Source organism: Pseudomonas cichorii (assembly GCF_018343775.1).
In the GTDB taxonomy this organism is placed as follows: domain Bacteria; phylum Pseudomonadota; class Gammaproteobacteria; order Pseudomonadales; family Pseudomonadaceae; genus Aquipseudomonas; species Aquipseudomonas cichorii.
This window is the reverse complement of the sequence record NZ_CP074349.1, coordinates 1,307,325-1,332,516: the sequence shown is the minus strand read 5'-3', so window position 1 is coordinate 1,332,516 and position 25,192 is coordinate 1,307,325. Positions and strand designations below refer to the sequence as shown.

Below are 25,192 nucleotides of genomic sequence, written 5' to 3'. Positions count from 1 at the left end.
CACATCGAGGTGAAAGTGACCTTACTCTAGAGGGCCGATCGGGCATGCCCCATAAGACAAGTCCTAAAAAATCAGGGCACCTGCACCAACTGCAATTCAATATCCGCTCGCAGGTTTTCGATGGAAGCATCCAGCACCGGCCAGTGTTCGCTCAAGGTCGAACCGGACTCACTCTTCACACTGACGTCGAGCGAGGCGCAAGCCTTGGCCAGTGGTACGGCATCCACAAGGCAGGCGGCTCCCTTCAGGCGGTGCAGGGAAGCACTCAGGGTCTTCCAGTCATGGGCACCGACCGCAGGCTGCATGACCTCACGCTCATGCCTCAGGTTTTTCCATAACTCTCCCAACAGGCGCTGTATCTGCTCATCATTGGCCTGGGTCATGCGCCGCAAGGTATGGATATCGAATGTCTGCTCGCGGACAACCTCTGCCAGCTTCATCGACAATCGCTCCAGAGACAGCGGCTTGACCAGCAACCCATCCATGCCAATGCGCTTGCAGCGCTCACCTTCGTCCGTCATCGCATTGGCCGTACAGCCAATGACCGGACAACGTGCACGCTTTTCCTGCACTTCGATAGTGCGGATAGCCTCAGTCAGTGCGTAGCCGGTAATACCCGGCATGTTGCAGTCCGTGATGACCGCATCGAATGCGCCCTCGCGCCACAGAGTCAGGGCTTGGGCACCGCCTTCGGCGGGTACGACCTGATGGCCGAGAAACTCCAGTTGCTGGGTCAGCACCAGACGATTGGCTGACATATCATCTACCACCAGCAGATGCAGACTCCGCTCACCCACACTGCGGCCTTGCTGGCGGGGTTCACTCTGCACGCTCGTCAGGCATTTCACTCTGGCAAGTGGCACATTGACGGTCACCCGGGTGCCTTGCCCCGGCTCACTGTACAGGCTGATGTCGCCATTCATCAGTTCAACAAGCCGTCGGCAGATGCTCAAACCCAGCCCGGTGCCGCCGTAGCGGGCTGCAATATCGTCACTGGCCTGAATGAATGGCTGGAAGATCTGCTCCTGGCGATGGGGATCGATACCTGTCCCGCTGTCCTGGACGCTGATGTGTACTCGCGACGACTCGCCGTGTTCTTCAAGCACACCGACGGTAATCACCACCGAACCCTGCTGTGTGAACTTCAGGGCATTGCCGAGCACGTTATGCATCACCTGGCGCAGACGTAAAGGGTCGAGCCAGTAGTCGCCATGGGCCTGCTCTGTAAACTCCAGTTTCAGCGCTATTCCTTTCTGCGCGGCCTGGGCCGAGAACAGTTGAACAATGCCTTCAAAAAAAGAGTAAAGCCCGGTCACGGACTGCGACAGTTGCATCCCGCCCGCCTCGATCCTCGCCAGATCAAGGCTGTCGCCAATCAGGGCGACAAGCTCTCTGGCCGACCGACACGCCACCTGCACCCCTTGCGAAGGCGTTTCATTCCGGCGCAATGCCTGTTCGCACTCAAGCTCCAGCAGACCGATGATGGCACCCATGGGTGTACGGATCTCGTGACTCATGCTGGCCAGAAAAGCACTCTTGGCTTCACTGGCCTGATCAGCGTGGCGCAGCGCTTCCTCCAGCCTCGCCTCCAGCCGTTTGCGTTCGGTGATATCGACCCAGCCACCCAGCAGTCCCTGCAACTGGCCATCGGCACCAAAGAAAGGAACGGTCCAGTGCCATGCATCGACATGTCTGCCAGACAGCTCCATGGTCCTGTCGGCGAATATCGGGCACCTGGTTTCCAGAAGCCTGAGATAGTCGGCATGCATCTGCTCGGACACCGAGCGCGGAATCAGGTCGATATCGATCAGACGGCGACCGTTCATTTGCTCGAAGCTGATCCCGAAGCTTTCTTCATAGCTGCGGTTGCAGGAGATAAGCCGCCCCTTGAGGTCGCGGACATAAATGGGATTGGGGATGCCATCGAACAGCGCATGCTTGAAGGCCAACTGGTCGTTGAGCTGCCGCTCGGCCTTGAGCCTCTGACGAATCTGTACCTTGAGACGGCTGCTCCACGCCAGAGAAACCACACCGAGCAACAAGGCAAGCATCACCCACCAGAACACCCATTGCGGAATCCGGCTCCAGATCGACGGCTGAGGCAGGACAGAGCCCAGCCACTTCATGCGGATGGAGCGCATCTCGGCCACCGGAAACGCCTCCAGAGCCTTGTTCAGGATGCTGAGCAGTTCGGGTTGCGACTTGATCACCGAAAACTGATCGGGAGACCATTTGCCGTCGACACCGCGCGCCACTTTCAAACTGCCGGGCGGAAAGAGATAGGCGCCCGCTTCGTTCTGGATCGTGGCATCGGCCTGCCCGGTTTCCACCAGCTTGCGTGCCTCGGCATAAGTGGGGACCAGTCGAAGCTGGATGTTCGGGAAGTTGCGCTGGATCTCCTCCTCCAGCGCATGCCTGGCCGGCAATGCCAGTACTCGTCCGGAAAGGCTGCTGAGGGACACTTGCGAAGAGCTGTCGGAGCGCACGACAAAGACCCAGCTATTGCCACCGAACGAATAGGTGAAATCCAGAAACTGCCTGCGCTCGGCATTTTCGGCCAGGGTTGTATTCATCTCAGCCTCTGCGGCCTTCAACACCTCGATGCTGTCCTGGGTTGAGGACACTTCCTTGTGAACGAACTGCAGGCCGGTCATGCGCGAGATCCGCGCCAGCACATCGACATTGAGGCCGACCCAATTGCCGTTGTTGTCCTTGTAGATATAGGGCGGATGCTGGGTGGTCGAGACCGTTACGCTGGGGTGCTTGGCAACCCAGCGTCTTTCCGCTCCAGAGAGCGTGATACGTTGCCCGACCACATCAGCTCCCAGCCCCTGGGTCCAGCGCCCCAGCACTTCACGCCCCACGGAGGGGTCGAGACTGCTCAATACCCGGTTTATCAGACTCAATAGCCGCTGTTCGTCCTGGCGTACGGCAAACGCAAACCCCACTGACGGCAATGCGCTTTCAAACTTGACCTGCAAGCCCAGGTAAGGCCGCAAGGCATTGTAGGAACGCACGATCACTTCATTGCCGATAAAGGCGTCGACCTCACCCTGGCTCAAGGCCTCAAGGGCGCTGTAGAGGTTGGGAGCGATAATGATTTCGCTGTCGGGATAGGTGGCATGAACGGTTTTCGAGTCGGCATATCCGTCGAGCAATACGACTTTTTTACCTTCCAGCCTGCGCGACGGGACCGGATCACTGCCTCGTGTGACCACTACCGAATGATCGGGCATGTAGACGCTGGAAAACTCCAGGCCCTTCACCCCGCGCTCGAAACCGTTGGCGCTGGTAACAATATCAATGGCGCCTCTGCGCAGTGCGGCAATGGCATGATCGCGCTCGGCAAAACCGGTCACCTGGATCGGCATGTTCAGCTTGTCGCCAATCAGGCTGAGGTAATCGGCGCTGATGCCCTGATAGCGATTACGGTCGCTGGTGATATCGACCGGCTCGTAGTCGGCAATCGCAATACCGACCCGCAAAACCTTGCGCTGCTCCAGCCACTGGCGATCCGCATCCTCCAGATGCAGATCCTCCAGCACCACAAAAGGCGCGCTCAGTGCAAAAGGCAGACTCTGTGCTGCACCCGCCATCTGGCCGAGACACAGCAACAGCAGGAATAAAATCGTGCGCCCTGCACGTTCAATGATCAGGTTGCCGGTCACCCTGACCCGACTTTGCATACTTGCCTGTTTCACAACAACTGACTCATCCGTAGAGACTTGAAAACCTCCAAAGTTTGGCACGGGAAAACGAGAAGGCCCGCCAAGTGGCGGGCCCTAAGTTGTTACACAACGATTCGGTTATAACGGTTTTCCGCGGTTACCGTGCTGGCTGACAAAGGCCTGCATGGCTTTGAGGTCATTTGGCAAAACAGTGCAGCGCTCGTCGCGCTCGAACAAATCAGACAAATGTGCAGGCAGCTCAAGCGCTTTTCCTACGCCTGCCTTCTCCACTGCCTCAGGGAATTTGACCGGATGGGCAGTGCCCAGGATCACCATTGGCGTGTCGAGGCTACGACGGCAATCGCGTGCGGCCTTGACGCCGATTGCGGTGTGCGGATCCAGCACTTCACCGGTACGTGCAAACACTTCGGCGATGGTTTCGCAGGTCTGTTCGTCGCTGACCGCCAGCGAGTCGAACAGCTTGCGTGTTTCGGTCCAGCGATCTTCATCGACACTGAAACCGCCACCCTGCTTGAAGGTGTCCATCAGACCGGCAATGGCTGCACCACTGCGACCATGCATATCGAACAGCAGACGCTCGAAGTTCGACGACACCATGATGTCCATCGAAGGCGACAGCGTGGCGTGCAGGGTTTCCTTGACGTACTGATTGCCGCTCATGAAGCGGTGCAGGATGTCGTTGCGGTTGGTCGCGACGATCAGTTGATTGACCGGCAGCCCCATGTTGCGTGCCAGGTAACCGGCGAAGATGTCGCCGAAGTTGCCGGTAGGCACCGAGAACGATACCGAACGTGCCGGGCCGCCCAACTGCAGGGCCGCGTGGAAGTAGTAGACGATCTGGGCCATGATCCGCGCCCAGTTGATCGAGTTGACCGCTACCAGACGGGTGCCCTTGAGGAAGCCCTGGTCAGCGAAGCTGGCCTTGACCATTTCCTGGCAGTCGTCGAAGTTGCCTTCGATGGCGATGTTGTGGATGTTGTCGCCGAAGATGGTGGTCATCTGGCGGCGCTGAACGTCCGAAACACGCTTGTTGGGGTGCAGGATGAAGATATCGACGTTGTCGCAACGACGGCAGCCTTCAATCGCCGCAGAGCCGGTATCACCGGAAGTGGCACCGATGATGACCACTCGCTCGCCACGCTTGGCCAGCACGTAATCCAGCAGACGGCCGAGCAATTGCAGGGCGAAGTCCTTGAACGCCAGGGTCGGGCCGTGGAACAGCTCAAGTACCCACTCGTTGCCGCCCAGCTGGCGCAGCGGCGCAACCGAACTGTGGGCGAATACGCCGTAGGTTTCTTCGAGGATCTTCTTGAAGTCGGCATCCGGGATGCAGCCATCCACGAAAGGACGCATGACCCGGAAAGCCAGCTCGTGATACGGCAGGCCAGCCCAGGAAGCGATTTCTTCCTGAGTGAAACGTGGCAGGTTTTCCGGCACGTACAGGCCGCCATCGCTGGCGAGACCTGCAAGCAACACATCTTCAAAATTCAACGCTGGCGCCTGGCCGCGGGTACTGATGTAGCGCATTTTTTTCAAACCTTTGGTTTGAGCTGCAAGTTTCAAGCTACACGCTTCAAGCAAGAGCACACGGGCTTCTGACTTGCAGCTTGCAGCTTGTCGCTTGCCGCTATCAATTAATTCAGATGTTCGACACGAATCCGCACAACGGGGCCTACCACATCCTGCAAGGCTTCAAGCGCCGTGATCGCATCGTTCATGCGCTGCTCGCGTACGCGGTGCGTCAGCAGAATCATCGGAACCAGGCCGTCCTGTTCTTCGACTTCCTTCTGCATGATCGATTCAATATTGATGCCGCGTTCGGACAGGATGCTTGCAACCTGCGCCAGCACGCCCGGATGGTCCTTGGCCTGGATGCGCAGATAATAGGCACTTTCGCACGCCTCGATCGGCAGGATCGGGTGAGCGGACAGAGAATCGGGCTGGAACGCCAGGTGAGGTACGCGATTTTCAGGGTCGGAAGTCATGGCACGCACGACGTCCACCAGATCCGCCACCACGGAAGAAGCCGTTGGCTCCATGCCGGCACCAGCACCGTAGAACAGGGTCGAACCCGAAGCATCGCCATTGACCATGACAGCGTTCATCACGCCATTGACGTTGGCAATCAGGCGATCGGCCGGGATCAGCGTCGGGTGAACCCGCAGCTCGATACCCTGCTCCGTGCTGCGGGCAACGCCCAGGTGCTTGATGCGATAGCCCAGGGCTTCGGCGTAGTTCACGTCGGCAGTGGTCAGCTTGGTGATGCCTTCGGTGTAGGCCTTGTCGAACTGCAACGGGATACCGAATGCAATGGAAGCCAGAATCGTCAGCTTGTGGGCTGCGTCGATGCCTTCCACGTCGAAGGTCGGATCGGCTTCGGCGTAACCCAGGGCCTGGGCTTCAGCCAGGACGTCCGGGAAAGTACGGCCTTTCTCGCGCATTTCGGTGAGGATGAAGTTACCGGTGCCGTTGATGATCCCGGCAACCCAGTTGATACGGTTTGCCGACAGGCCTTCACGGATGGCCTTGATGACCGGGATACCGCCCGCAACAGCGGCTTCGAAGGCCACGATCACGCCCTTTTCACGGGCCTTGGCGAAGATTTCATTGCCATGTACCGCGATCAGCGCCTTGTTGGCGGTCACCACGTGCTTGCCGTTTTCGATGGCCTTGAGCACCAGCTCACGGGCGACGGTGTAGCCACCGATCAGCTCGACGACGATATCGATTTCAGGATTTTCCGCCACGGCGAATACGTCGCTGGTGGTGGGTGTACCGGTAATCTGGCAGTTGGGGTTTGGTGTACGAACCGCAATTTGCGCAACTTCGATTCCACGCCCGGCACGGCGGGCAATCTCCTCGGCGTTACGCTGAAGTACGTTAAAGGTACCGCCACCGACAGTACCCAGCCCACAGATGCCTACTTTGACCGGTTTCACTGATGAACTCCCCGAAAAACGGCCGCACCGAAGTCGGCCGTGGAAAACAGCCGCATGTCACCATGCGACTCCAATTTTTTAGCGGGGTGACGCCAAGGCGTCACCCCATGCCCATGAGGCTTTCCTGACCAGACTGTGACGATGCAGGATTATTTGGCACCCAGCGCCAGCTTGGCAATCTGGGCAGCCGGCTGATAACCAGGAATCAGCTGGCCATCAGCCAGAACAATGGCCGGCGTACCGTTCACGCCAATCGACTGGCCCATTGCAAATTGTTTGGTCACCGGGTTCTCGCACTTCGGCGCCTTGATGTCCTTGCCATCGACCATGCGGTCCATGGCTTCCTTGCGATCCTTGGAGCACCAGACCGCCTGCAGTTGCTGGTCGCCCGGCGAGCCCAGACCCTGACGCGGGAAAGCCAGGTAGCGAACCTCGATCCCCATCTTGTTCAACTGCCCTACTTCCTCATGCAGCTTGTGGCAATAAGGGCAGGTGGTGTCGGTGAAAACGGTGATGTGCGACTTGGTTTCGCCAATGGCCGGATAAACCACCATCTCGGCGACTGGAACGCCATTGATGGTCTTCGAGATCGCCTGACGCTCGGTCTTCTCGGTCAGGTTGACCGGCTTGCCGTCTTGGATCTGGAACAGGTAACCCTGCACCACGAACTGGCCGTCGGCACTGGCATAAAGAACGCGGCCGCCCTTGAGCTTGACTTCATAGAGGCCATTGAGCGGGCTGGCTGCAATGCTTTCTACAGGCAACTCCAGTTGAAGCGATTCCAGCGTCTTGCGAATGGCTTGATCGGGTACTGCATCGGCCACGGCAAAGGCACTGAAAGAGCCGGCCAGGGCAACAATGGCGGCAGCAAAAATATGAGGCAAGCGCATGAAAACTCCTATAACGGCGGACAGACCGGCGGCGCTGAAAAACACTGACGCCGACTTCAGTCTGTGAAACCGCCAAAGCCTATCACATAAGGCCTGTAACACCGACCCGGACAAACACAACTTAAATCAGGATCAGCCCCGTGGATGGTGCCTGGCATGCATCTCTTGCAAGCGAGCCCGGGCAACATGGGTATAAATCTGTGTCGTGGACAGATCACTGTGACCCAGCAACATCTGGACGACCCGCAAGTCGGCACCATGATTGAGCAAATGAGTGGCAAAGGCATGACGCAAGGTATGGGGCGACAGTGACTTGCTGATACCCGCGACCGCTGCCTGATGCTTGATGCGATGCCAGAAGGTCTGCCGCGTCATTTGCTCACCACGCAGGCTGGGAAACAGAACATCACTGGGACGTCCGCCCAGCAGCTCGTCACGAGCACCGCGCATGTACCGTTCGACCCAGACAATAGCCTCTTCTCCCATGGGCACCAACCTTTCCTTACTGCCCTTGCCCATGATTCTCAGGACACCCTGACGCAGATTGACCTGCTCCAGAGTCAGGCTGATGAGCTCAGTGACCCGCAGGCCACAGGCATAAAGCACCTCCAGCATCGCCCGGTCACGCTCACCGATCGGCTCGCTCAGATCAGGCGCCGCCAGCAGGGCTTCCACATCGGCTTCGGACAGGGATTTGGGCAGTGGCTTGCCCAGTTGCGGCATATCGATCAGCAAGGTCGGATCGACAGCGATCAGCCGCTCACGCAGCAGGTAGCGATAGAAACCACGGGCTCCGGACAGAAAGCGGGCCGTCGAACGGGGCTTGTAACCCTGATCCATTCGCCAGGACAGGTGATCGAGAATCACATCACGCCCGGCTTCGATCAGATCAACGTTGCGCTCCTGCAGCCAGCCATTGAACAGGGCCAGATCACTGCGATAAGAGTCACGGGTGTTATCGGACAAACCTTTTTCCAGCCAGAGCGCATCCAGAAAACGGTCGATCAGTGGGTGGTCGATAGCAGACATTTTCACTCGTAAGCCGTGTGGCGACAGATGAGTTGCATGATTAAACGACACACAACAAAAAAGCAGCCCGAAGGCTGCTTTTTTATGCATCGAAAGACTGTATCAGGACAGTTTTTCTTTGATGCGAGCTGCTTTACCGGACAGGTCACGCAGGTAGTACAGTTTGGCCTTGCGAACGTCGCCGCGACGTTTCACAGCCAGGCTGTCGATTTGCGGGCTGTAGGTCTGGAAAGTACGCTCAACGCCAACACCGTTGGAGATTTTACGAACAGTGAAAGCACTGTTCACGCCACGGTTACGCTTGGCGATTACAACGCCTTCAAACGCTTGCAGACGCGCGCGATCGCCTTCCTTTACTTTCACCTGAACGACGATGGTATCGCCTGGGGCAAAGGTAGGGATTTCTTTGGTCATCTGCTCTGCTTCGAGGGCAAGAATGATTTTGTTAGTCATGCTGGTGCTCCTAAGGTAATCCGTCTGGATCGACCATCGATACGTTAACTATCGTCCCGCTCGCGGATGTATTCCGCCAGCAGCTTCTTCTCTTCTCCAGAAAGCGAGCGGCTTTCCAGAAGATCGGCGCGTCGTTCATAGGTCCGCCCAAGGGACTGCTGTAAACGCCAACGCCGGATGTGCGCGTGATTGCCACTTAGCAACACGTCGGGAACACGCTGATCCGCATACACCTCAGGTCGGGTGTAGTGCGGGCAATCCAGCAGACCGTCCGTGAAGGAATCTTCCTCCGCGGAGTCCACATGCCCTAAAGCTCCAGGCAGCAGTCGCGTAACCGCGTCGATCAGCACCATTGCCGGTAGCTCGCCACCGGACAATACATAGTCGCCAATCGACCACTCTTCATCGACATGAGCATCAATAAAACGCTCGTCAATGCCTTCATAACGACCGGCGATGAGGATAATCGCTTCCTCCTGCGCCAGTTCGCGCACCGCAGACTGATTCAGCTTGCGGCCTTGTGGCGACAGGTAAATTACCTTCGCCGCATCTCCTGCAGCCTGCCTGGCCTGAACCAGAGCATCCTCAAGAGGCTTGATCTTCATCACCATGCCCGGACCACCGCCAAATGGGCGATCATCCACAGTGTGATGACGATCAGTGGTGTAGTCCCGCGGATTCCAACAAGTGAGCTGCAAGAGCCCCTGTTTCACCGCACGGCTGGTAATGCCGTATTCGCTGATGGCGGAAAACATCTCCGGGAACAAACTGATGACTTCTATGCGTAGGCTAGCCATGGCATTCAGAAGTCCGCATCCCAATCCACCTTCATCTCGCCGGCGTCAAGGTCGATTGCCAGCACGCATTGCTCCGTATAGGGCAACAGACGCTCGCGATCATCCAGACTGCCCGCGCAGGGCTTGACCACCATTACATCGTTCGAGCCGGTTTCAAGCAGGTGATCGATCTTGCCGAGCAATTGCCCGAGCGTGTCGATGACCTTCAGGCCTTCAAGCTGGTACCAGTAGTACTCGCCATCGTCCAGATCAGGGAACAGGCTACGCTGCACGCAGATTTCGCAACCGGACAGAAGACGAGCTTCGTCGCGATCATCGAGCCCCTTGAGCTTTGCGACCAGGAACTTGCCTTGCAAGCGTCCGCTGACCAGCTCGACCTGTTTTTCCACCCGCCCTTCGCGCCGCAGCGTCCAGGTCGTGTAGTCCAGCAGGTTATCAATCGGATCCGTAAAGGAATAAACCTTCACTTCGCCGCGAACGCCATGAACCGAGAAAATCTTGCCTATGACGATCAGATCGTCGGCAGATGCAGGCGTCGCATTCATAGGTTTCAGGCCGCGGCCTTAGCCTTGTTGTGCTCTTTGATCAACTGGGCAACGCGCTCGGAAGTCTGAGCGCCAACGCCCAGCCAGTAGTTCAGGCGTTCTTCGTTGACGGACAGACGAACTTCCTGACCACGAGCAATCGGGTTGAAGAAACCGATTTGTTCTTTGTGAGAACCGTCACGAGCGTTGCGGCTGTCGGTTACGGTCAGGTGGTAAAACGGGCGCTTTTTGGAGCCGCCAAGGGCAAGACGGATGGTTAGCATTGAACATCGTTCCTGTAGTCGGTGCTGCAAATCTAAGATGCACAGCGGGCATGGGTGCCCGAAAGGCCGCATATTCTAAGGAATATCCCGACTTTTGCAAATGACTTTTTCCGGCGCAGGCCGGCGTGCCATCCAGATTTGCAATGAAACTGTCGTGAGACAGCAGGTTGAGTCCCGCATGACGCGGGATTGCTGGAGGCCAGGCCTCCAGAATTGAATGCGCGCAAAGCCTCTTGCGCGCGACGCAATCACATTTTTGGCATGCCGCCGCCAGGGAACATTCCACCCATGCCGCGCATCATTTTTGCCATACCGCCCTTGGCGGAGAATTTCTTCATCATCTTCTGCATCTGCTTGTGCTGCTTGATCAGACGCCCGATGTCCTGAACCTGAGTACCCGAACCGATGGCGATACGGCGTTTGCGCGAACCGCTGATCAGATCCGGGTCACGACGCTCGGCCGGCGTCATCGAGTTGATGATGGCTTCCATCTGCTTGAACTGCTTCTCGGCCACGCCCTGGGCATTGCCCATCTGAGAAATGTTCATGCCACCGATACTGGGCAGTTTGTCCATGAGGCCGCCAAGGCCGCCCATACTCTTCATCTGTTGCAACTGATCGCGGAAATCTTCGAGGTCGAAGCCCTTGCCCTTCTTGAGCTTCTTGGCCAGTTTGTCGGCTTTCTCTTTATCCAGAGTCTGCTCGGCCTGCTCGATAAGGCTGAGGACGTCGCCCATGCCGAGAATTCGCGACGCGATACGATCCGGGTGGAACGGCTCCAGAGCTTCGCTCTTCTCCCCCATACCGATGAACTTGATCGGCTTGCCGGTAATCGCACGCACCGACAATGCAGCACCGCCGCGAGCATCGCCATCGACCTTGGTAAGAACCACACCGGTCAGCGGCAGCGCATCGCCGAACGCCTTGGCGGTGTTGGCCGCATCCTGACCGGTCATGGCATCGACCACGAACAGGGTTTCAGCCGGCTTCACCTCGGCATGCAACGCCTGGATCTCGGTCATCATCTCGGCATCGACGTGCAGGCGACCGGCGGTGTCGACGATCACGACATCGATGAACTTGAGTCTGGCTTCGCGGATGGCAGCCTGAGCTATATCCACAGGCTTCTGGCTGATATCGGAAGCGAAGAAAGTCACGCCGATATCATTGGCCAGGGTTTCAAGCTGCTTGATGGCCGCAGGACGATAGACGTCCACCGACACGACCATCACGGTTTTCTTCTTGCGCTCTTTAAGGAAGCGAGCAAGTTTGCCAGCAGTGGTGGTTTTACCCGCCCCCTGCAAACCGGCCATCAACACGACCGCCGGAGGCGTGACGTTAAGCACCAGGTCTTCGTTGGCCGCACCCATCAGGCTTTCGAGTTCGGCCTGAACGATCTTCACGAACGCCTGACCCGGTGTCAGGCTGCGCGACACCTCGGTGCCGACGGCACGCTCCTTGACGCTATTGACGAAGTCCTTGACCACCGGCAGGGCGACATCGGCTTCGAGCAAAGCCATGCGCACTTCGCGCAGGGTATCTTTGATGTTGTCCTCGGTCAGCTTGGCCTTGCCAGTTACGTGGCGCAGCGTCTGCGAGAGGCGGTCGGTAAGGTTTTCAAACATGCGCGATCCTTTCAGGCTCTGGTCGAACCCCGGTTGATGCGGCCCGGCCCGCAATAAAATGGCGCTCGGCGAGCCTTCGGCTTGAGCAGGTCGCGGATTATAGCGAAGACTCTGCGGAACTGACACCACGCTGACTGCTTATGTAGTCTTTCGTGAAATGTCGGTTCTATGCCAAACTCAGCGTCTTTCGGGCTCGTCCTTCAGGATCTATGTTCCCTCTAACACCCAGTCTTCTTTCAAGCCTCGCCGCCGCCAGCCTCTATGCCGCTGCGACCGTCTATCAGGGCGTACGCCTGAACCAGACCGCCAAACCCGACAAGCGGCTGCTTGTACTGCTCGGCACCCTGGCCGTCATTGCCCATGCCATCGGCCTTTATTCCCAACTGATGCGCCCGGCAGGCCTGGGGCTGGACTTCTTCAACTCAGCCAGTCTGATCGCCGTGTCAGTCATCGCCCTGACCCTGATCGCCACCACGCGAATTCCCGTGGAAAACCTGCTGGTGCTGCTGTTCCCGCTGGGCATGATCACCGCCCTGCTGGCCCAATACGCCCCGAGCGGCACCGTACAGCCGATCATTGAAGAGCCGGGCATTCTCAGCCACATCCTGCTTTCCATCCTGGCGTACGGCATGTTCACCATCGCGGTCTTCCAGGCGCTGCTGTTGCTGCTGCAGGATCACCAGCTCAAGAACAAGCATCCTTCCGGGCTGATCAAGAACTTCCCGCCACTGCAAACCATGGAAAGCCTGCTGTTCGGCTTCCTCTGGGCCGGCTGGACCCTGCTGTCGCTGTCGCTGATTTCCGGCTGGGTGTTCGTTGAGAACCTGTTTGCCCAGCATCTGGTACACAAGACCCTGCTCGCCTGCCTGGCCTGGGTGGTGTTCAGCGTTCTGCTGTGGGGGCGCAACCGTCTCGGCTGGCGCGGGCACAAAGCCATTCGCTGGACTCTGGGCGGCTTCTGCCTGCTGATGCTGGCCTATTTCGGCAGCAAGCTGGTACGTGAATTCATTCTGCATATCTGACGGGCGTCGATCATGGATAATCTGCCCCTCGGCCCACTTCTGGGTGTGCTGACCCTGCTGATGCTCTGGTCCGGTCTGCTGACCGCAGTCGAGACCGCTCATCATCTGCTCAAGACCTTGCGCGTCGGCAAGCGCCCCAACGAAGCCGCGGCCTTTCCCGAACTGGCTTTCGAGCTCAACAGCCTGATCCTGAGCAATACGCTGATCAAAACCCTGATCACCGTCATCGCCACACTGGTCGCCGTCAATAGCTGGCTATATAACGGCCCGACTATCGCGTGGCTCATCACCGCCGCAGCCATGCTGGTCTTTGCCGAACTTATCCCGCGTCGTCTTGCTGCCCGCTACCCTGTCGCCACGCTATTGCTGGGCAACGGGACACTGCGCATTCCAATGAAGATCGTCTGGCCGCTGGCCTGCGTTTTCAGCACGATTGCCAAATACCTGTTGCGCCTTTTCGGCGTTCGCAAGGTGACAGGCCTGGATCATGATCTGGATGATACCTCCCAGAAATCCGGTCATGACGGCGTACAGGAACATCATCCACGGGCCAATGTGCTGTCGGGCATCCACGCCCTGGACAGCATCACGGTCAATGACATTCTGATACCACGCAACGAAGTGGACGGCGTCAACCTCGACGACCCCATCGAACAGATCATCGAACGCCTGATCATTTCCCGACACACTCGCCTGCCGGTCTATCACAACGACATCAATCAGGTGCAGGGCGTCCTCAACACCCGCCAGATCAGCCACCTGCTGCCCAAGGCAGAGCTGACCAAGGAACAATTACTGGCTGTCTGCTACGAACCTTACTTCGTGCCCGAAAGCACGCCACTGCAGTTGCAACTGCTGAACTTCCACAAGCAGCAGCGTCGGCTCGGTGTGGTGGTGGACGAGTATGGCGAAGTACTCGGCATCGTCAGCCTGGAAGACATCCTCGAAGAGATCGTCGGCGAATTCGAGAACGAACAAAGCCTCAACAATCCCCACGTCACCCGTCAGGCGGACGGTCGCCTTGAAGTGGAAGGCGCTGCGTCGATTCGCGAACTGAACAAGAGCCTGGGCTGGCATCTGCCTTCCGACGGCCCCAAGACCCTGAACGGTCTGGTCACCGAAGCCCTGGAAACCATCCCCGAAGGTCCGGTCTGCCTGAAAATCGGCCCTTACCGGCTGGAAATCCTGGAAACCGAGGACAATCGCGTGAAGCGGGTCTTGATGTGGCAAAACGCTCCAAGCCTGGTTTTCAAGTAAACAGCCCGCAAGATGTTGCCACTTGTTTCGCAAGCGAAGCCCTTCCTATAATTGCTTCGCTTACCCAGCCAGCCGTAGCGCGTGCTACCCGCACCCAGCGCAGACGGCCAGTCATTCAGCCTGAACGACTCGCACCTTTCATGACACGCTCCCATCCACGAGCGCTGCCATTGCCCTCCAGCCCAACCGGGCCAATCTGATCAGCGCTGCGCCCACAATCACAAGAATGAACATTTGCCGCTGCGCGCCACGCACCGCAGGCAAGATGACTGTCAGGGATATCCGCATGACCAGCACCGCTACTCTCAGCGAAAACGACGACACCCAAACACCCCCCACCAACTCGCCAACCCGCGTTGCAACCGCCAGTTTCATTGGCACCGCCATCGAGTTCTACGACTTTTACGTCTACGCCACGGCTGCGGCACTGGTGATCGGCCCGGTGTTTTTTCCGCAGACCTCCGGCACCGCCCAGATGCTGTCGTCATTTCTGACCTTCGGCATCGCCTTCCTCGCTCGTCCGCTGGGGTCGGCACTGTTCGGCCATTTCGGCGACCGTATCGGACGCAAGTCGACGCTGGTCGCCTCATTACTGCTGATGGGTGTCTGCACCACCTTGATTGGCGTGCTGCCCGGCTACGCGACCATCGGAGCCTGGGCACCGATCATTCTCTGCCTGCTACGCTTCGGCCAGGGCCTGGGGCTTGGCGGCGAATGGGGTGGCGCCGCGCTGCTGGCGACTGAAAATGCGCCCAAAGGCAAACGAGCCTGGTTCGGCATGTTCCCGCAACTGGGGCCATCCATTGGTTTTCTGGCAGCCAACGGCCTGTTTCTGGCACTGGCGCTGACACTCAGCGACGAGCAATTCCGCTCGTGGGGCTGGCGGATTCCCTTCCTGCTCAGCGCCGCGCTGGTCATGGTCGGCCTGTATGTACGCCTGAAACTGGAAGAAACACCGGTCTTCGCCAAAGCCGTCGCACGCCATGAACGGGTCAAGATGCCGATCGTGGAAACCTTCAGCCAGCACTGGAAACCGATGCTGCTGGGTGCCGCCTCAATGGTCGTGTGCTACGCGCTGTTCTATATCTCGACGGTCTTCTCCCTGAGTTATGGGGTGTCGACCCTGGGCTATAGCCGGGAAACCTTTCTGGGCCTGCTGTGCTTTGCGGTGCTGTTCATGGCGGCGGCCACGCCTCTTTCGGCCTGGGCAAGCGATCGCTTCGGGCGCAAGCCGGTGCTGATTGTCGGCGGTGTACTGGCGATTCTCTCGGGCTTTCTCATGGAACCGCTGCTCACCCACGGCACGACCTGGGGTGTTGCGCTGTTCCTGTGTATCGAGCTGTTCCTGATGGGCGTGACCTTCGCCCCCATGGGCGCACTGTTGCCGGAACTGTTCCCGACCCAGGTACGTTACACCGGCGCATCGGCAGCCTATAACCTGGGCGGAATCGTCGGCGCATCCGTCGCCCCGTTCTTTGCACAGAAACTGGTGGCGATGGGCGGCTTGAGCTGGGTTGGCGGGTATGTGTCGGCAGCAGCACTGATCAGCCTGCTGGCTGTGCTGTGCCTGAAAGAGACGAGAGACAGAGAACTCTGAAGAAAGCAGTAGGAGCGAATTTATTCGCGAAGTCTTCGCGAATGAATTCGCTCCCACACAGAGCAGTTACAGGATGACGTTTACCGCCGCCGAAGCACGGGTCGCCTTGGCGCGGGCGGCTTCGATGGACTCATCACGGGCCAGGGCTACGCCCATGCGTCGCTGGCCGTTGACTTCAGGCTTGCCAAACAGACGCAAAGCCGTATCCGGCTCGGCCAGTGCAGCACCCAGGTTGGCGAAAGCGGTTTGTGTGGACTGACCTTCAACCAGAATCACCGACGAAGCCGATGGCCCGAACTGACGGATCAACGGTACAGGCAGGCCCAGAATAGCGCGGGCATGCAGTGCGAACTGAGACAGGTCCTGGGAAATCAGGGTTACCAGACCAGTGTCATGCGGGCGCGGCGACACTTCGCTGAACCATACCTGATCACCCTTGATGAACAACTCGACACCAAAGATACCGCGACCGCCCAACGCCTCGGTCACCGCCTTGGCAACGCGCTCGGACTCGGCCAGTGCAACCGGGCTCATGGCCTGTGGCTGCCAGGACTCCTGATAGTCGCCCTTCTCCTGGCGATGACCAACCGGCGCACAGAACGTGGTGCCGCCCACATGGCGTACGGTCAGTAGTGTGATTTCGTAATCGAAATCGATAAAACCTTCCACGATCACGCGGCCCTTGCCGGCACGACCGCCTTCCTGCGCGTAGTCCCAGGCCTTCTGGATATCATCGGCGGTCTTGAGCAGGCTCTGACCCTTGCCCGACGAACTCATGACCGGCTTGACCACGCAAGGGAAGCCCAGGTCCAGGACCGCGTTGCTGTAGTCCTCGAAGGTATCGGCAAAGTGGTACGGCGACGTCGGCAGCTTGAGTTCTTCGGCAGCCAGACGACGAATGCCTTCACGGTTCATGGTCAGTTGCGCAGCACGGGCCGTCGGGATGACGGTGAAACCTTCGGACTCAAGCTCGACCAGGGTAGCGGTCGCGATGGCTTCGATTTCCGGAACGATGAAGTGCGGCTTCTCGGCCTCAACCACCGCACGCAGCGCAGCACCGTCCAGCATGTTGATCACATGGCTGCGATGGGCGACCTGCATGGCAGGCGCATCGGCATAACGGTCAACAGCGATCACTTCGACGCCCAGGCGTTGCAGCTCGATCACTACTTCCTTGCCCAGCTCGCCACTGCCGCAGAACAATACGCGAGTCGCGGTAGGCGACAGTGGAGTTCCGATTTGAGTCATCTCAGGTCCTCGTGAAGCAGATATCGATGGTAACCCGCCGTATGCGAGCGACCGCTTTGAAGAAAGGCGCGCAATTTACCACGAAGCCCTGCAAATAGGGGCTCAACCCGGACAAGCGTTCTTGCGGATACGCCAGGCCATGATCAGCCAGACAGCCGTCACGCCCGCGAACTTGGAGCCCAGGGCTGTCAGGATGACCGGCGCCGTCAAGGCATCGATCAGGCCGAAAAAGATAAAGGTGTCCAGCGGAATACTCAGGGCCGAACTGATCCACAGCCGGTCATGCAACGGGCGCCTGGTGATGCTGAACACCAGCCAGTCGATGCACTCGGAAACCGCGAACGCCGTGGCGCTGGCCAGCGCGATGGCCGGCTCGCTGGTGACATAAGACAGCAGCAATGCCACCAGCATGGCCAGAATCGCGCCGTGGCCGAAACGGGTCTGCACCATATCGCGCAGCACAAACACCAGCCCGCCCCACGCTGACCAGATGATGTCCAGATGTGGCGCCGTGGAAAAGGCGAAGTTGATCAGCACGACACTGCTGATGTAGGCGATCAGAAACAGCATGGGAAAGGTGTCTTGGGAAAAACGGGGTTGCAATGGTAGCAGAATGAGGAATTCGCTACGCATGCGGGAGGCGGCTTGCCGGCGACAGGGCTGACAAAAGCGAATTCATTCGCGAAAAACAGCCCACACCACCCCGCTCGCCTTGGCCCGCTCATGGCACAAGCCCAGCACCGCCCGCCGCTCGTCATTGCTCATGCGGCTCCAGCCAGTGATCTCGGCGACCGTTCGCTGACAGCCAGTGCAGATATCATCTTCGTCCAGCGCACAGATGCTGACGCAGGGCGAGCGGACGGGTTTTTCCGGAATGGATTCAGTGCTCATCAATCTTCCTGCACGGCCAGGTCGCGGGCGTAACGCTGGGCATTGTGGACATAATGCGCGGCGCTGGCTTCAAGCATTTTCTTCTGCACGTCGGTGAGCTCGCGTACCACCTTGCCCGGCGACCCCATCACCAGAGAGCCATCGGGGATGACCTTGCCTTCGCCGATCAGCGAGTTGGCGCCGATGATGCAGTATTTGCCGATCTTTGCGCCGTTGAGAATCACCGAGTTGATGCCGATCAGGCTGTAATCGTCAACGCTGCAACCGTGCAGCATGACGTTATGACCAATGGTGACACCTTTGCCGATGTTCAGCGGCGACCCCATATCGGTGTGCATCACCGTGCCATCCTGCACGTTGCTGTTCTCGCCGATATGAATCAGTTCGTTATCGCCCCGCAGCACCGCGTTGAACCAGACGCTCGAGCCGGCCTCCAGCTTGACCTTGCCGATCAGGACCGCATTGGGCGCGATCCAGCTGTGTGGATCGGTCTGGACACAGGAGTCTCCCAGGCGATATTTCATGGTGTTTCCTCAGGCTGATGACCGCACTCACGGGTGCAGTTCGTTATGAATGACGGCTCAGGTGGTGGATCGCTCGGGCGGATGGTGCAGGCTGATTTTCGCGTCATACAACACATTCACCAGCTCGACGATCATGATCGCCGTCAGCCCCCAGATCTTGTATCCGCCATAACGATAGCTGGGTACGTACCAACTGCGACCGTCATAATCGATCCGGTGCGTGTGCTCACGGGTGTCCTGGCGGAAGAACTCCAGAGGCACGCTGAACACCGCAGCGATTTCGGCATCATTGGGACGGTATTCGACAAAATCGGGAATCACGCCGACATAAGGCGTGACCTTGATGCCATGTTTGGAGATCAGCGGGCTCAGAGGGCCGACAATCTCGACAAGACCGGGCGGCAGGCCGATTTCTTCCTCCGCCTCGCGCAGGGCCGTGAATACCAGATCGGGATCTTCCGGATCGCGTCGCCCGCCCGGAAACGCCACCTCCCCGCTGTGGGTGGAAAGCCCGCTGGCACGCAAGGTCAGGATCAACTCGGGCTCGTCACTGCGCGTGACCGGCACCAACACCGCCGCCTCGGGGAAACGTCGATCCGACTCAAGAATATCTGGCGTATGACTGCTGACACGCAGAAGTAGCTCATCCAGCATGGGAAATCTCGATCTGTTGCACTCTTGGCATCATGCACCAAAGCGACGAACTGCCCAACCCCTTGCAGGACGGTCATACAATCGCGAGACTTGCAGATCCGCCCTGCCGCAAGCCAGGATAGCGTCTGCTTTAACGGATCGAACGAACCCATGAAATTCTGCAGCCAGTGCGGTAACCCGGTCATCTTGCGCATTCCCGAAGGCGATAGCCGCCTGCGTCATGTCTGCGAGCATTGCCACACCATCCATTATCAGAACCCGAATATCGTGGCCGGCTGCCTTGTGACACAAGGTGAAAAGGTCCTGCTGTGCCGCCGCGCCATCGAACCGCGCCTGGGTTTCTGGACCTTGCCGGCCGGCTTCATGGAGAACGGCGAAACCATCGAGCAGGCAGCGCGACGTGAAACCATCGAGGAGGCCTGCGCCACGCTGACCGATCTGCATCTGTATGCACTGATCGACGTGCCGCACATCAATCAGGTGCATGTGTTCTACCGCGCCGAACTGGCGACTCCAGAATTCGCCGCCGGGGTCGAAAGCCTTGAGGTGCAATTATTCGACGAAGCCGACATTCCATGGCAGGACCTGGCTTTCATGACAGTCAGGCGTACCCTAGAATACTTCTTCGCGGACAGACGCCAGCAGGTTTACCCGGTACACACCAGCGCCCTGCCAGCTTCGCGCCCGATCCAGGACACATAAACAATCCGGCACTCAGGTGCCTTCAGGGATACCGCAATGCGTTGGCTGTTCGCTTTCTTCTGCATGTCGTTCGTTCCGCTGTCGCAAGCGGCCTTTACCCAGACCATCGTGCCCAAGGGCAGCGAACAGAAAATCATCGATCACAAGGTCATCAATACCCAGAGCCTTGCCGACAAGAAAATCGACAAGGTGCTGGTGCTCAAATCCGCACGTCAGTTGCAATTGATCAGCGGCGGCGAAGCGCTCAAGACCTATCGCATTTCCCTGGGCAGAAACCCCAAGGGCACCAAGCTGCAGGAAGGCGACCAGCGCACACCGGAAGGTTTCTACTGGATCGACTGGCGCAAGCCCAGCAACAATTACAACCTGTCGATGCACATTTCCTACCCGAACATTTCAGATGCGGCACGCGCACGCCGTGAAGGCGTCAAGCCCGGCAGCATGATCATGCTGCATGGCACGCCCGTGGACGAAGAATATCCGGAGTGGTATTTCCATACCCTGGACTGGACCAATGGCTGCATCGCGCTGAAGAACAACGATATGCGCGAGGTCTGGGATCTGGTGAAGGACGGCACGATGATCGAGATCCGGCCGTAAACGCGTCGCGGGCAAGCCCCCTCCCACTTGGTTATGGACGGCCTCAAGAATTGGATTAACGTCCGACTTCCTGAAACACTCAATCCCGTGGGAAGAGGCTTGCCCGCGACAGCATTTTAAAACGCTTCCAGCCGCCAGACTTCATAAGCTGGCGTTTCGTACGGATGGCTCTGCTTGAGAGCCATCACTGCCTGATGAATGAACTCATCGGCCACGACCATCTCGACTTTCCATTCCTCGACCGTCTCGACCACGCCACCGTGCCCGATAAATGGCTGACTGCCATCCAGCGGGCGGAACTGGCCCTGGCCGAGCACTTGCCATGAGCAGTGATCGTAAGCACCGATTCGCCCTGCACCAGCGGCGAATACGGCGTTCTTGACCTGCTCCACATGGCTTGCGGGCACGAAGAAGGCAAGCTTGTACATCGGGGTTTAGTTAACCCAGACGCGAGCGTTGCGGAACATGCGCATCCAGGCGCCGTCTTCGTTCCACTCTTCCGGACGCCAGGAGTTCTGCACGGCACGGAATACACGCTCAGGGTGCGGCATCATGATGGTGACGCGACCGTCGCGGGTGGTCATGCCGCCAATACCGCGCGGCGAGCCGTTCGGGTTGGCCGGATAGGTTTCTGTCACCTTGCCATGGTTGTCCACATAACGCAGCGCTACGGTGCCGGAGATATCGGCTTCGAGCAGGGCGTCGTCGTGGGCGAACTCGGCATGCCCTTCACCGTGAGCGATGGCGATCGGCATACGCGAACCGGCCATGCCTTGCAGGAAGATCGATGGCGACTCCTGGATCTGGACCATCGCGACACGCGCTTCGAACTGCTCGGAACGGTTACGCACGAAGTGCGGCCAGAACTCGCTGCCCGGAATCAGCTCGTGCAGGTTGGACAACATCTGGCAACCGTTGCACACACCCAGGGTGAAGCTGTCGGTACGCTCGAAGAAGCCTTGGAACGCATCGCGGGCACGGCTGTTGAACAGCGCCGACTTGGCCCAGCCTTCACCGGCACCCAGTACGTCGCCGTAGGAGAAGCCGCCGCACGCAACCATGCCCTTGAAGTCGTTCAGGTCGACACGACCGGCCAGGATGTCGCTCATGTGCACGTCGATGGCATTGAAACCGGCGCGATCGAACGCAGCCGCCATCTCGACCTGACCGTTGACGCCCTGCTCGCGCAGAACCGCAACCTGAGGACGGACACCTTTCTTGATGTAAGGCGCTGCGATGTCATCGTTGACGTCGAAGCCCAGCTTGACGGTCAGGCCAGGGTTGTCTTCTTCCAGCAGTGCATCGAATTCCTGATCGGCGCATTCGGCGTTATCACGCAGACGCTGGATCTGGTAGCTGGTTTCAGCCCACTGACGCTGCAGCAGACGGCGCTGGCCAGTGAATACCGACTCGCCCGCGAAGCTGATGACCACTTCATCGTTGTTCACCGGCTTGCCGATGACCGAAACGCAGTCTTCAAGGCCGGCAGCGCTGAACTGGGCCAGCACCAGCGGGGTTGCATCCTGACGAACCTGGATGACCGCACCCAGCTCTTCGTTGAACAAGATCGAAGCCAGTTCGGCCGAGGTTTCAGCCAGGCTGTCGAGGTACAGGTTCAGACCGCAATGACCGGCGAACGCCATTTCCAACACGGTGGTCAGCAGGCCACCATCGGAACGGTCGTGGTAAGCCAACAGGTGGCCATCAGCATTCAGACCCTGGATAACGGCAAAGAAGGCCTTGAGGTCTTCAGCGTCATCGACGTCCGGCGCGGAGCTGCCGAGCTTGCCGTAAACCTGGGCAAGAATCGAAGCGCCCATACGGTTCTGGCCACGACCCAGGTCGATCAGGATCAGGTCGGTTTCGCCCTTGTCCATGCGCAGCTCTGGAGTGAGGGTCTTGCGGATATCGCTGACAGGCGCGAAGCCGGTCACGATCAGCGACAGCGGCGAGGTCACGCTCTTCTCGGTGCCGTCATCGCTCCAGCGGGTTTTCATGGACATGGAGTCCTTGCCCACCGGAATGGTCAGGCCCAGCTCAGGACACAGTTCCATGCCCACCGCCTTGACGGTGTCGTACAGACGCGCGTCTTCACCCGGATGGCCAGCAGCCGACATCCAGTTGGCCGACAGTTTGATGTCGGACAGCTTTTCAATACGCGAAGCGGCGATGTTGGTGAGGGTTTCACCAATGGCCATGCGACCGGAAGCCGGAGCGTCCAGCAGAGCCAGCGGAGTGCGCTCGCCCATTGCCATGGCTTCGCCAGTGTTGACGTCGAAGCTGGTTGCCGTCACGGCGCAGTCAGCCACTGGCACTTGCCATGGGCCGACCATCTGATCGCGAGCCACCAGGCCGGTGATGCTGCGGTCACCGATGGTGATCAGGAAGTTCTTGCTGGCTACTGCCGGGTGACGCAGAACACGCTCCACGCTTTCGTCAATGTTCAGCGTGCTCGGATCGAAGTCGTCGCCCAGCTCAGCTTCGCGCTCGACCGAACGGTGCATGCGCGGCGCCTTGCCCAACAGTACTTCCAGCGGCATGTCCACAGGATTGTTGCCGAAGTGGCTGTCGGTAACGGTCAGTTGAGGCTCGGCAGTGGCTTCACCCACGACCGCGAACGGGCAACGCTCGCGCTCACAGATCGCCTTGAAACGCTCGAAATCTTCGGCAGAAACGGCCAGGACGTAACGTTCCTGAGACTCGTTGCTCCAGATTTCCAGCGGGGCCATGCCCGGCTCGTCGTTAGGCACGTTACGCAGTTCGAAACGACCGCCACGACCGCCATCGTTGACCAGCTCGGGGAAAGCGTTGGACAGACCACCGGCACCCACGTCGTGGATGAAGCTGATCGGGTTCTTGTCACCCAGTTGCCAGCAACGGTCGATGACTTCCTGGCAACGACGCTCCATTTCAGGGTTTTCACGCTGAACGGAAGCAAAATCCAGATCGGCGGAGCTGGTGCCGGTGGCCATGGAGGAAGCTGCGCCGCCACCCAGGCCGATCAGCATGGCCGGGCCACCCAGCACGATCAGCTTGGCGCCGACCGTGATTTCGCCCTTCTGGACGTGATCTTCGCGGATGTTGCCCATACCGCCAGCCAGCATGATCGGCTTGTGGTAACCGCGAACTTCGTCACCGTGGGGAGTCGTGATCGACTGCTCGAAGGTACGGAAGTAACCGGTCAGGGCCGGACGACCGAATTCGTTGTTGAACGCCGCGCCACCCAGCGGGCCTTCAATCATGATGTCCAGCGCAGTCACGATGCGCTCGGGCTTGCCGTAAGGCACTTCCCATGGCTGCACGAAACCGGGGATCTGCAGGTTCGATACGGTGAAACCGGTCAGGCCGGCCTTTGGCTTGGCACCACGGCCAGTTGCACCTTCGTCGCGAATCTCGCCGCCGGAACCGGTCGATGCGCCAGGGAACGGAGCAATCGCAGTCGGGTGGTTGTGAGTCTCGACCTTCATCAGAATGTGAACAGGCTCCTGCACCGCACCGTACTGACGGGTTTCAGGATCCGGGAAGAAACGACCGGCAACATTACCGACGATCACCGAAGCATTGTCCTTGTAAGCGGACAGAACGCCTTCGCTGTGCATCTGGTAGGTGTTCTTGATCATGCCGAACAGGCTTTTTTCCTGGCTTTCGCCGTCGATATCCCAACTGGCGTTGAAGATCTTGTGACGGCAGTGCTCGGAGTTGGCCTGGGCGAACATCATCAGTTCGATGTCGTGAGGGTTGCGCCCCAGACCGTTGAAGCTGGTGACCAGATAATCGATTTCGTCTTCAGCCAGGGCCAGGCCCAGGTCGACGTTGGCTATTTCCAGTGCTGCGCGACCGCCACCGAGGATATCCACGGCAGTCAGCGGCTTGGGTTCGGCATGGCTGAACAGACCGGCGGCCTGCTCGTGGTTGTCCAGAACCAGTTGGGTCATGCGGTCATGCAGGCTGTCGGCAATGGCCTGAGCCTCGACATCGCTGAACTGGCCTTCTACATAGAAGGCAATACCGCGTTCCAGACGCTGGATCTTTGCCAGGCCACAGTTACGGGCAATATCGCTGGCCTTGCTCGACCACGGCGAAATCGTGCCGAAACGTGGCAGCACCAGGAACAGACGACCGTTCGGCTCTTGAACCGGCACACTCGGGCCGTATTTCAGAAGGCGGTCGAGAACCTGCTGCTCTTCACTGGACAGAGCGCCAGTGATTTCAGCGAAGTGAGCGAATTCAGCGTACAAGCCACTGACAGCTGAAACCTTTTGTTTCAGTTGTTCTAGTAATTTGCTGTGGCGGAAGGCAGAAAGGGCAGGAGCACCGCGCAGGATCAACATCTTCGGGACAGCCTCGGGAAGGGGGTGTGCTTTGAGGCCACGCATTCTAGCCTAAACCGACCCTTTGAGCACCCAAAACGGCGACAAGGAATACGCCCGAATGTCGTTTCTTTGCAGAAAACACCTTCTTTTTTGC

22 protein-coding genes are annotated in these 25,192 nt (G+C 58.7%); 5 read left to right on the top strand and 17 right to left on the bottom strand.

What is annotated here, in order from left to right; all coding sequences use genetic code 11:
• Positions 1 to 71: 71 nt before the first annotated feature.
• From KGD89_RS05940 to ffh, 10 genes are all read right to left on the bottom strand, one after another.
• Entirely contained in the window at positions 72 to 3,596 is a 3,525-nt protein-coding gene (locus KGD89_RS05940; RefSeq protein WP_051427763.1) for an ATP-binding protein, read from the bottom strand.
• Between the two features lie 210 nt (positions 3,597 to 3,806).
• Complete coding sequence (thrC, locus tag KGD89_RS05935) at positions 3,807 to 5,216, bottom strand: threonine synthase (protein ID WP_025258891.1); 1,410 nt, start codon at positions 5,214 to 5,216, stop codon at positions 3,807 to 3,809.
• Positions 5,217 to 5,323: 107 nt separating this feature from the next.
• Positions 5,324 to 6,628 carry a homoserine dehydrogenase gene (locus KGD89_RS05930; RefSeq protein WP_025258890.1) on the bottom strand — a complete coding sequence of 435 codons (1,305 nt, stop codon included), beginning with the start codon at positions 6,626 to 6,628 and terminating at the stop codon, positions 5,324 to 5,326.
• 149 nt (positions 6,629 to 6,777) lie between these two features.
• Positions 6,778 to 7,518, bottom strand: coding sequence for a bifunctional protein-disulfide isomerase/oxidoreductase DsbC (dsbC, locus tag KGD89_RS05925; RefSeq protein WP_025258889.1), 741 nt, complete (start codon positions 7,516 to 7,518; stop codon positions 6,778 to 6,780).
• Positions 7,519 to 7,650: 132 nt separating this feature from the next.
• Complete coding sequence (gene xerD / locus KGD89_RS05920; protein ID WP_025258888.1) at positions 7,651 to 8,547, bottom strand: site-specific tyrosine recombinase XerD; 897 nt, start codon at positions 8,545 to 8,547, stop codon at positions 7,651 to 7,653.
• Between the two features lie 102 nt (positions 8,548 to 8,649).
• Positions 8,650 to 9,000 carry a 50S ribosomal protein L19 gene (rplS, locus tag KGD89_RS05915; RefSeq protein ID WP_025258887.1) on the bottom strand — a complete coding sequence of 117 codons (351 nt, stop codon included), beginning with the start codon at positions 8,998 to 9,000 and terminating at the stop codon, positions 8,650 to 8,652.
• Positions 9,001 to 9,044: 44 nt separating this feature from the next.
• A complete protein-coding gene (gene trmD / locus KGD89_RS05910; protein WP_025258886.1) occupies positions 9,045 to 9,797 on the bottom strand; it encodes a tRNA (guanosine(37)-N1)-methyltransferase TrmD in 753 nt (250 codons plus the stop codon).
• A gap of 5 nt (positions 9,798 to 9,802) precedes the next feature.
• The gene (gene rimM, locus KGD89_RS05905; protein ID WP_025258885.1) at positions 9,803 to 10,342 is read right to left on the bottom strand and encodes a ribosome maturation factor RimM; all 540 of its coding nucleotides are present in this window, start codon (positions 10,340 to 10,342) and stop codon (positions 9,803 to 9,805) included.
• Positions 10,343 to 10,347: 5 nt separating this feature from the next.
• Positions 10,348 to 10,605, bottom strand: coding sequence for a 30S ribosomal protein S16 (rpsP, locus tag KGD89_RS05900; RefSeq protein ID WP_025258884.1), 258 nt, complete (start codon positions 10,603 to 10,605; stop codon positions 10,348 to 10,350).
• Between the two features lie 248 nt (positions 10,606 to 10,853).
• Positions 10,854 to 12,230, bottom strand: a complete 1,377-nt coding sequence (gene ffh / locus KGD89_RS05895; protein ID WP_025258883.1) for a signal recognition particle protein — start codon at positions 12,228 to 12,230, stop codon at positions 10,854 to 10,856.
• 209 nt (positions 12,231 to 12,439) lie between these two features.
• Here ffh and KGD89_RS05890 point away from each other — a divergent pair, with 209 nt between their 5' ends.
• The 3 genes from KGD89_RS05890 to KGD89_RS05880 all read left to right on the top strand — a co-directional run bounded on the left by KGD89_RS05890 (position 12,440) and on the right by KGD89_RS05880 (position 16,106).
• Entirely contained in the window at positions 12,440 to 13,252 is an 813-nt protein-coding gene (locus KGD89_RS05890; RefSeq protein WP_025258882.1) for a cytochrome C assembly family protein, read from the top strand.
• 12 nt (positions 13,253 to 13,264) lie between these two features.
• Entirely contained in the window at positions 13,265 to 14,509 is a 1,245-nt protein-coding gene (locus KGD89_RS05885) for a transporter associated domain-containing protein (protein WP_025258881.1), read from the top strand.
• 286 nt (positions 14,510 to 14,795) lie between these two features.
• Positions 14,796 to 16,106: an MFS transporter gene (locus KGD89_RS05880; RefSeq protein WP_025258880.1), complete on the top strand. Its 1,311-nt coding sequence runs from the start codon at positions 14,796 to 14,798 to the stop codon at positions 16,104 to 16,106.
• A gap of 66 nt (positions 16,107 to 16,172) precedes the next feature.
• Here the strand turns inward: KGD89_RS05880 and purT are convergent, their stop codons facing one another.
• From purT to KGD89_RS05855, 5 genes are all read right to left on the bottom strand, one after another.
• Positions 16,173 to 17,354, bottom strand: a complete 1,182-nt coding sequence (purT, locus tag KGD89_RS05875) for a formate-dependent phosphoribosylglycinamide formyltransferase (protein ID WP_025258879.1) — start codon at positions 17,352 to 17,354, stop codon at positions 16,173 to 16,175.
• A gap of 102 nt (positions 17,355 to 17,456) precedes the next feature.
• Positions 17,457 to 17,924 (bottom strand): VUT family protein, encoded by a 468-nt coding sequence (locus KGD89_RS05870; RefSeq protein ID WP_025258878.1) that lies wholly within the window; start codon positions 17,922 to 17,924, stop codon positions 17,457 to 17,459.
• Between the two features lie 105 nt (positions 17,925 to 18,029).
• Positions 18,030 to 18,245: a DUF1289 domain-containing protein gene (locus tag KGD89_RS05865; RefSeq protein ID WP_025258877.1), complete on the bottom strand. Its 216-nt coding sequence runs from the start codon at positions 18,243 to 18,245 to the stop codon at positions 18,030 to 18,032.
• Entirely contained in the window at positions 18,245 to 18,769 is a 525-nt protein-coding gene (locus KGD89_RS05860) for a gamma carbonic anhydrase family protein (protein ID WP_025258876.1), read from the bottom strand. The genes KGD89_RS05865 and KGD89_RS05860 overlap by 1 nt, the downstream gene beginning before the upstream one ends.
• A 57-nt stretch (positions 18,770 to 18,826) precedes the next feature.
• Positions 18,827 to 19,423 (bottom strand): CoA pyrophosphatase, encoded by a 597-nt coding sequence (locus KGD89_RS05855; protein WP_025258875.1) that lies wholly within the window; start codon positions 19,421 to 19,423, stop codon positions 18,827 to 18,829.
• 150 nt (positions 19,424 to 19,573) lie between these two features.
• Here KGD89_RS05855 and KGD89_RS05850 point away from each other — a divergent pair, with 150 nt between their 5' ends.
• Complete coding sequence (locus tag KGD89_RS05850; RefSeq protein WP_025258874.1) at positions 19,574 to 20,125, top strand: NUDIX hydrolase; 552 nt, start codon at positions 19,574 to 19,576, stop codon at positions 20,123 to 20,125.
• Between the two features lie 36 nt (positions 20,126 to 20,161).
• Positions 20,162 to 20,725, top strand: a complete 564-nt coding sequence (locus KGD89_RS05845) for a L,D-transpeptidase family protein (protein WP_025258873.1) — start codon at positions 20,162 to 20,164, stop codon at positions 20,723 to 20,725.
• 116 nt (positions 20,726 to 20,841) lie between these two features.
• Here the strand turns inward: KGD89_RS05845 and KGD89_RS05840 are convergent, their stop codons facing one another.
• On the bottom strand, positions 20,842 to 21,153 hold the full coding sequence (locus tag KGD89_RS05840) for a Nif3-like dinuclear metal center hexameric protein (protein ID WP_025258872.1): 312 nt from the start codon (positions 21,151 to 21,153) through the stop codon (positions 20,842 to 20,844).
• Positions 21,154 to 21,159: 6 nt separating this feature from the next.
• Positions 21,160 to 25,056 carry a phosphoribosylformylglycinamidine synthase gene (gene purL, locus KGD89_RS05835; RefSeq protein ID WP_025258871.1) on the bottom strand — a complete coding sequence of 1,299 codons (3,897 nt, stop codon included), beginning with the start codon at positions 25,054 to 25,056 and terminating at the stop codon, positions 21,160 to 21,162.
• Positions 25,057 to 25,192 lie beyond the last annotated feature (136 nt).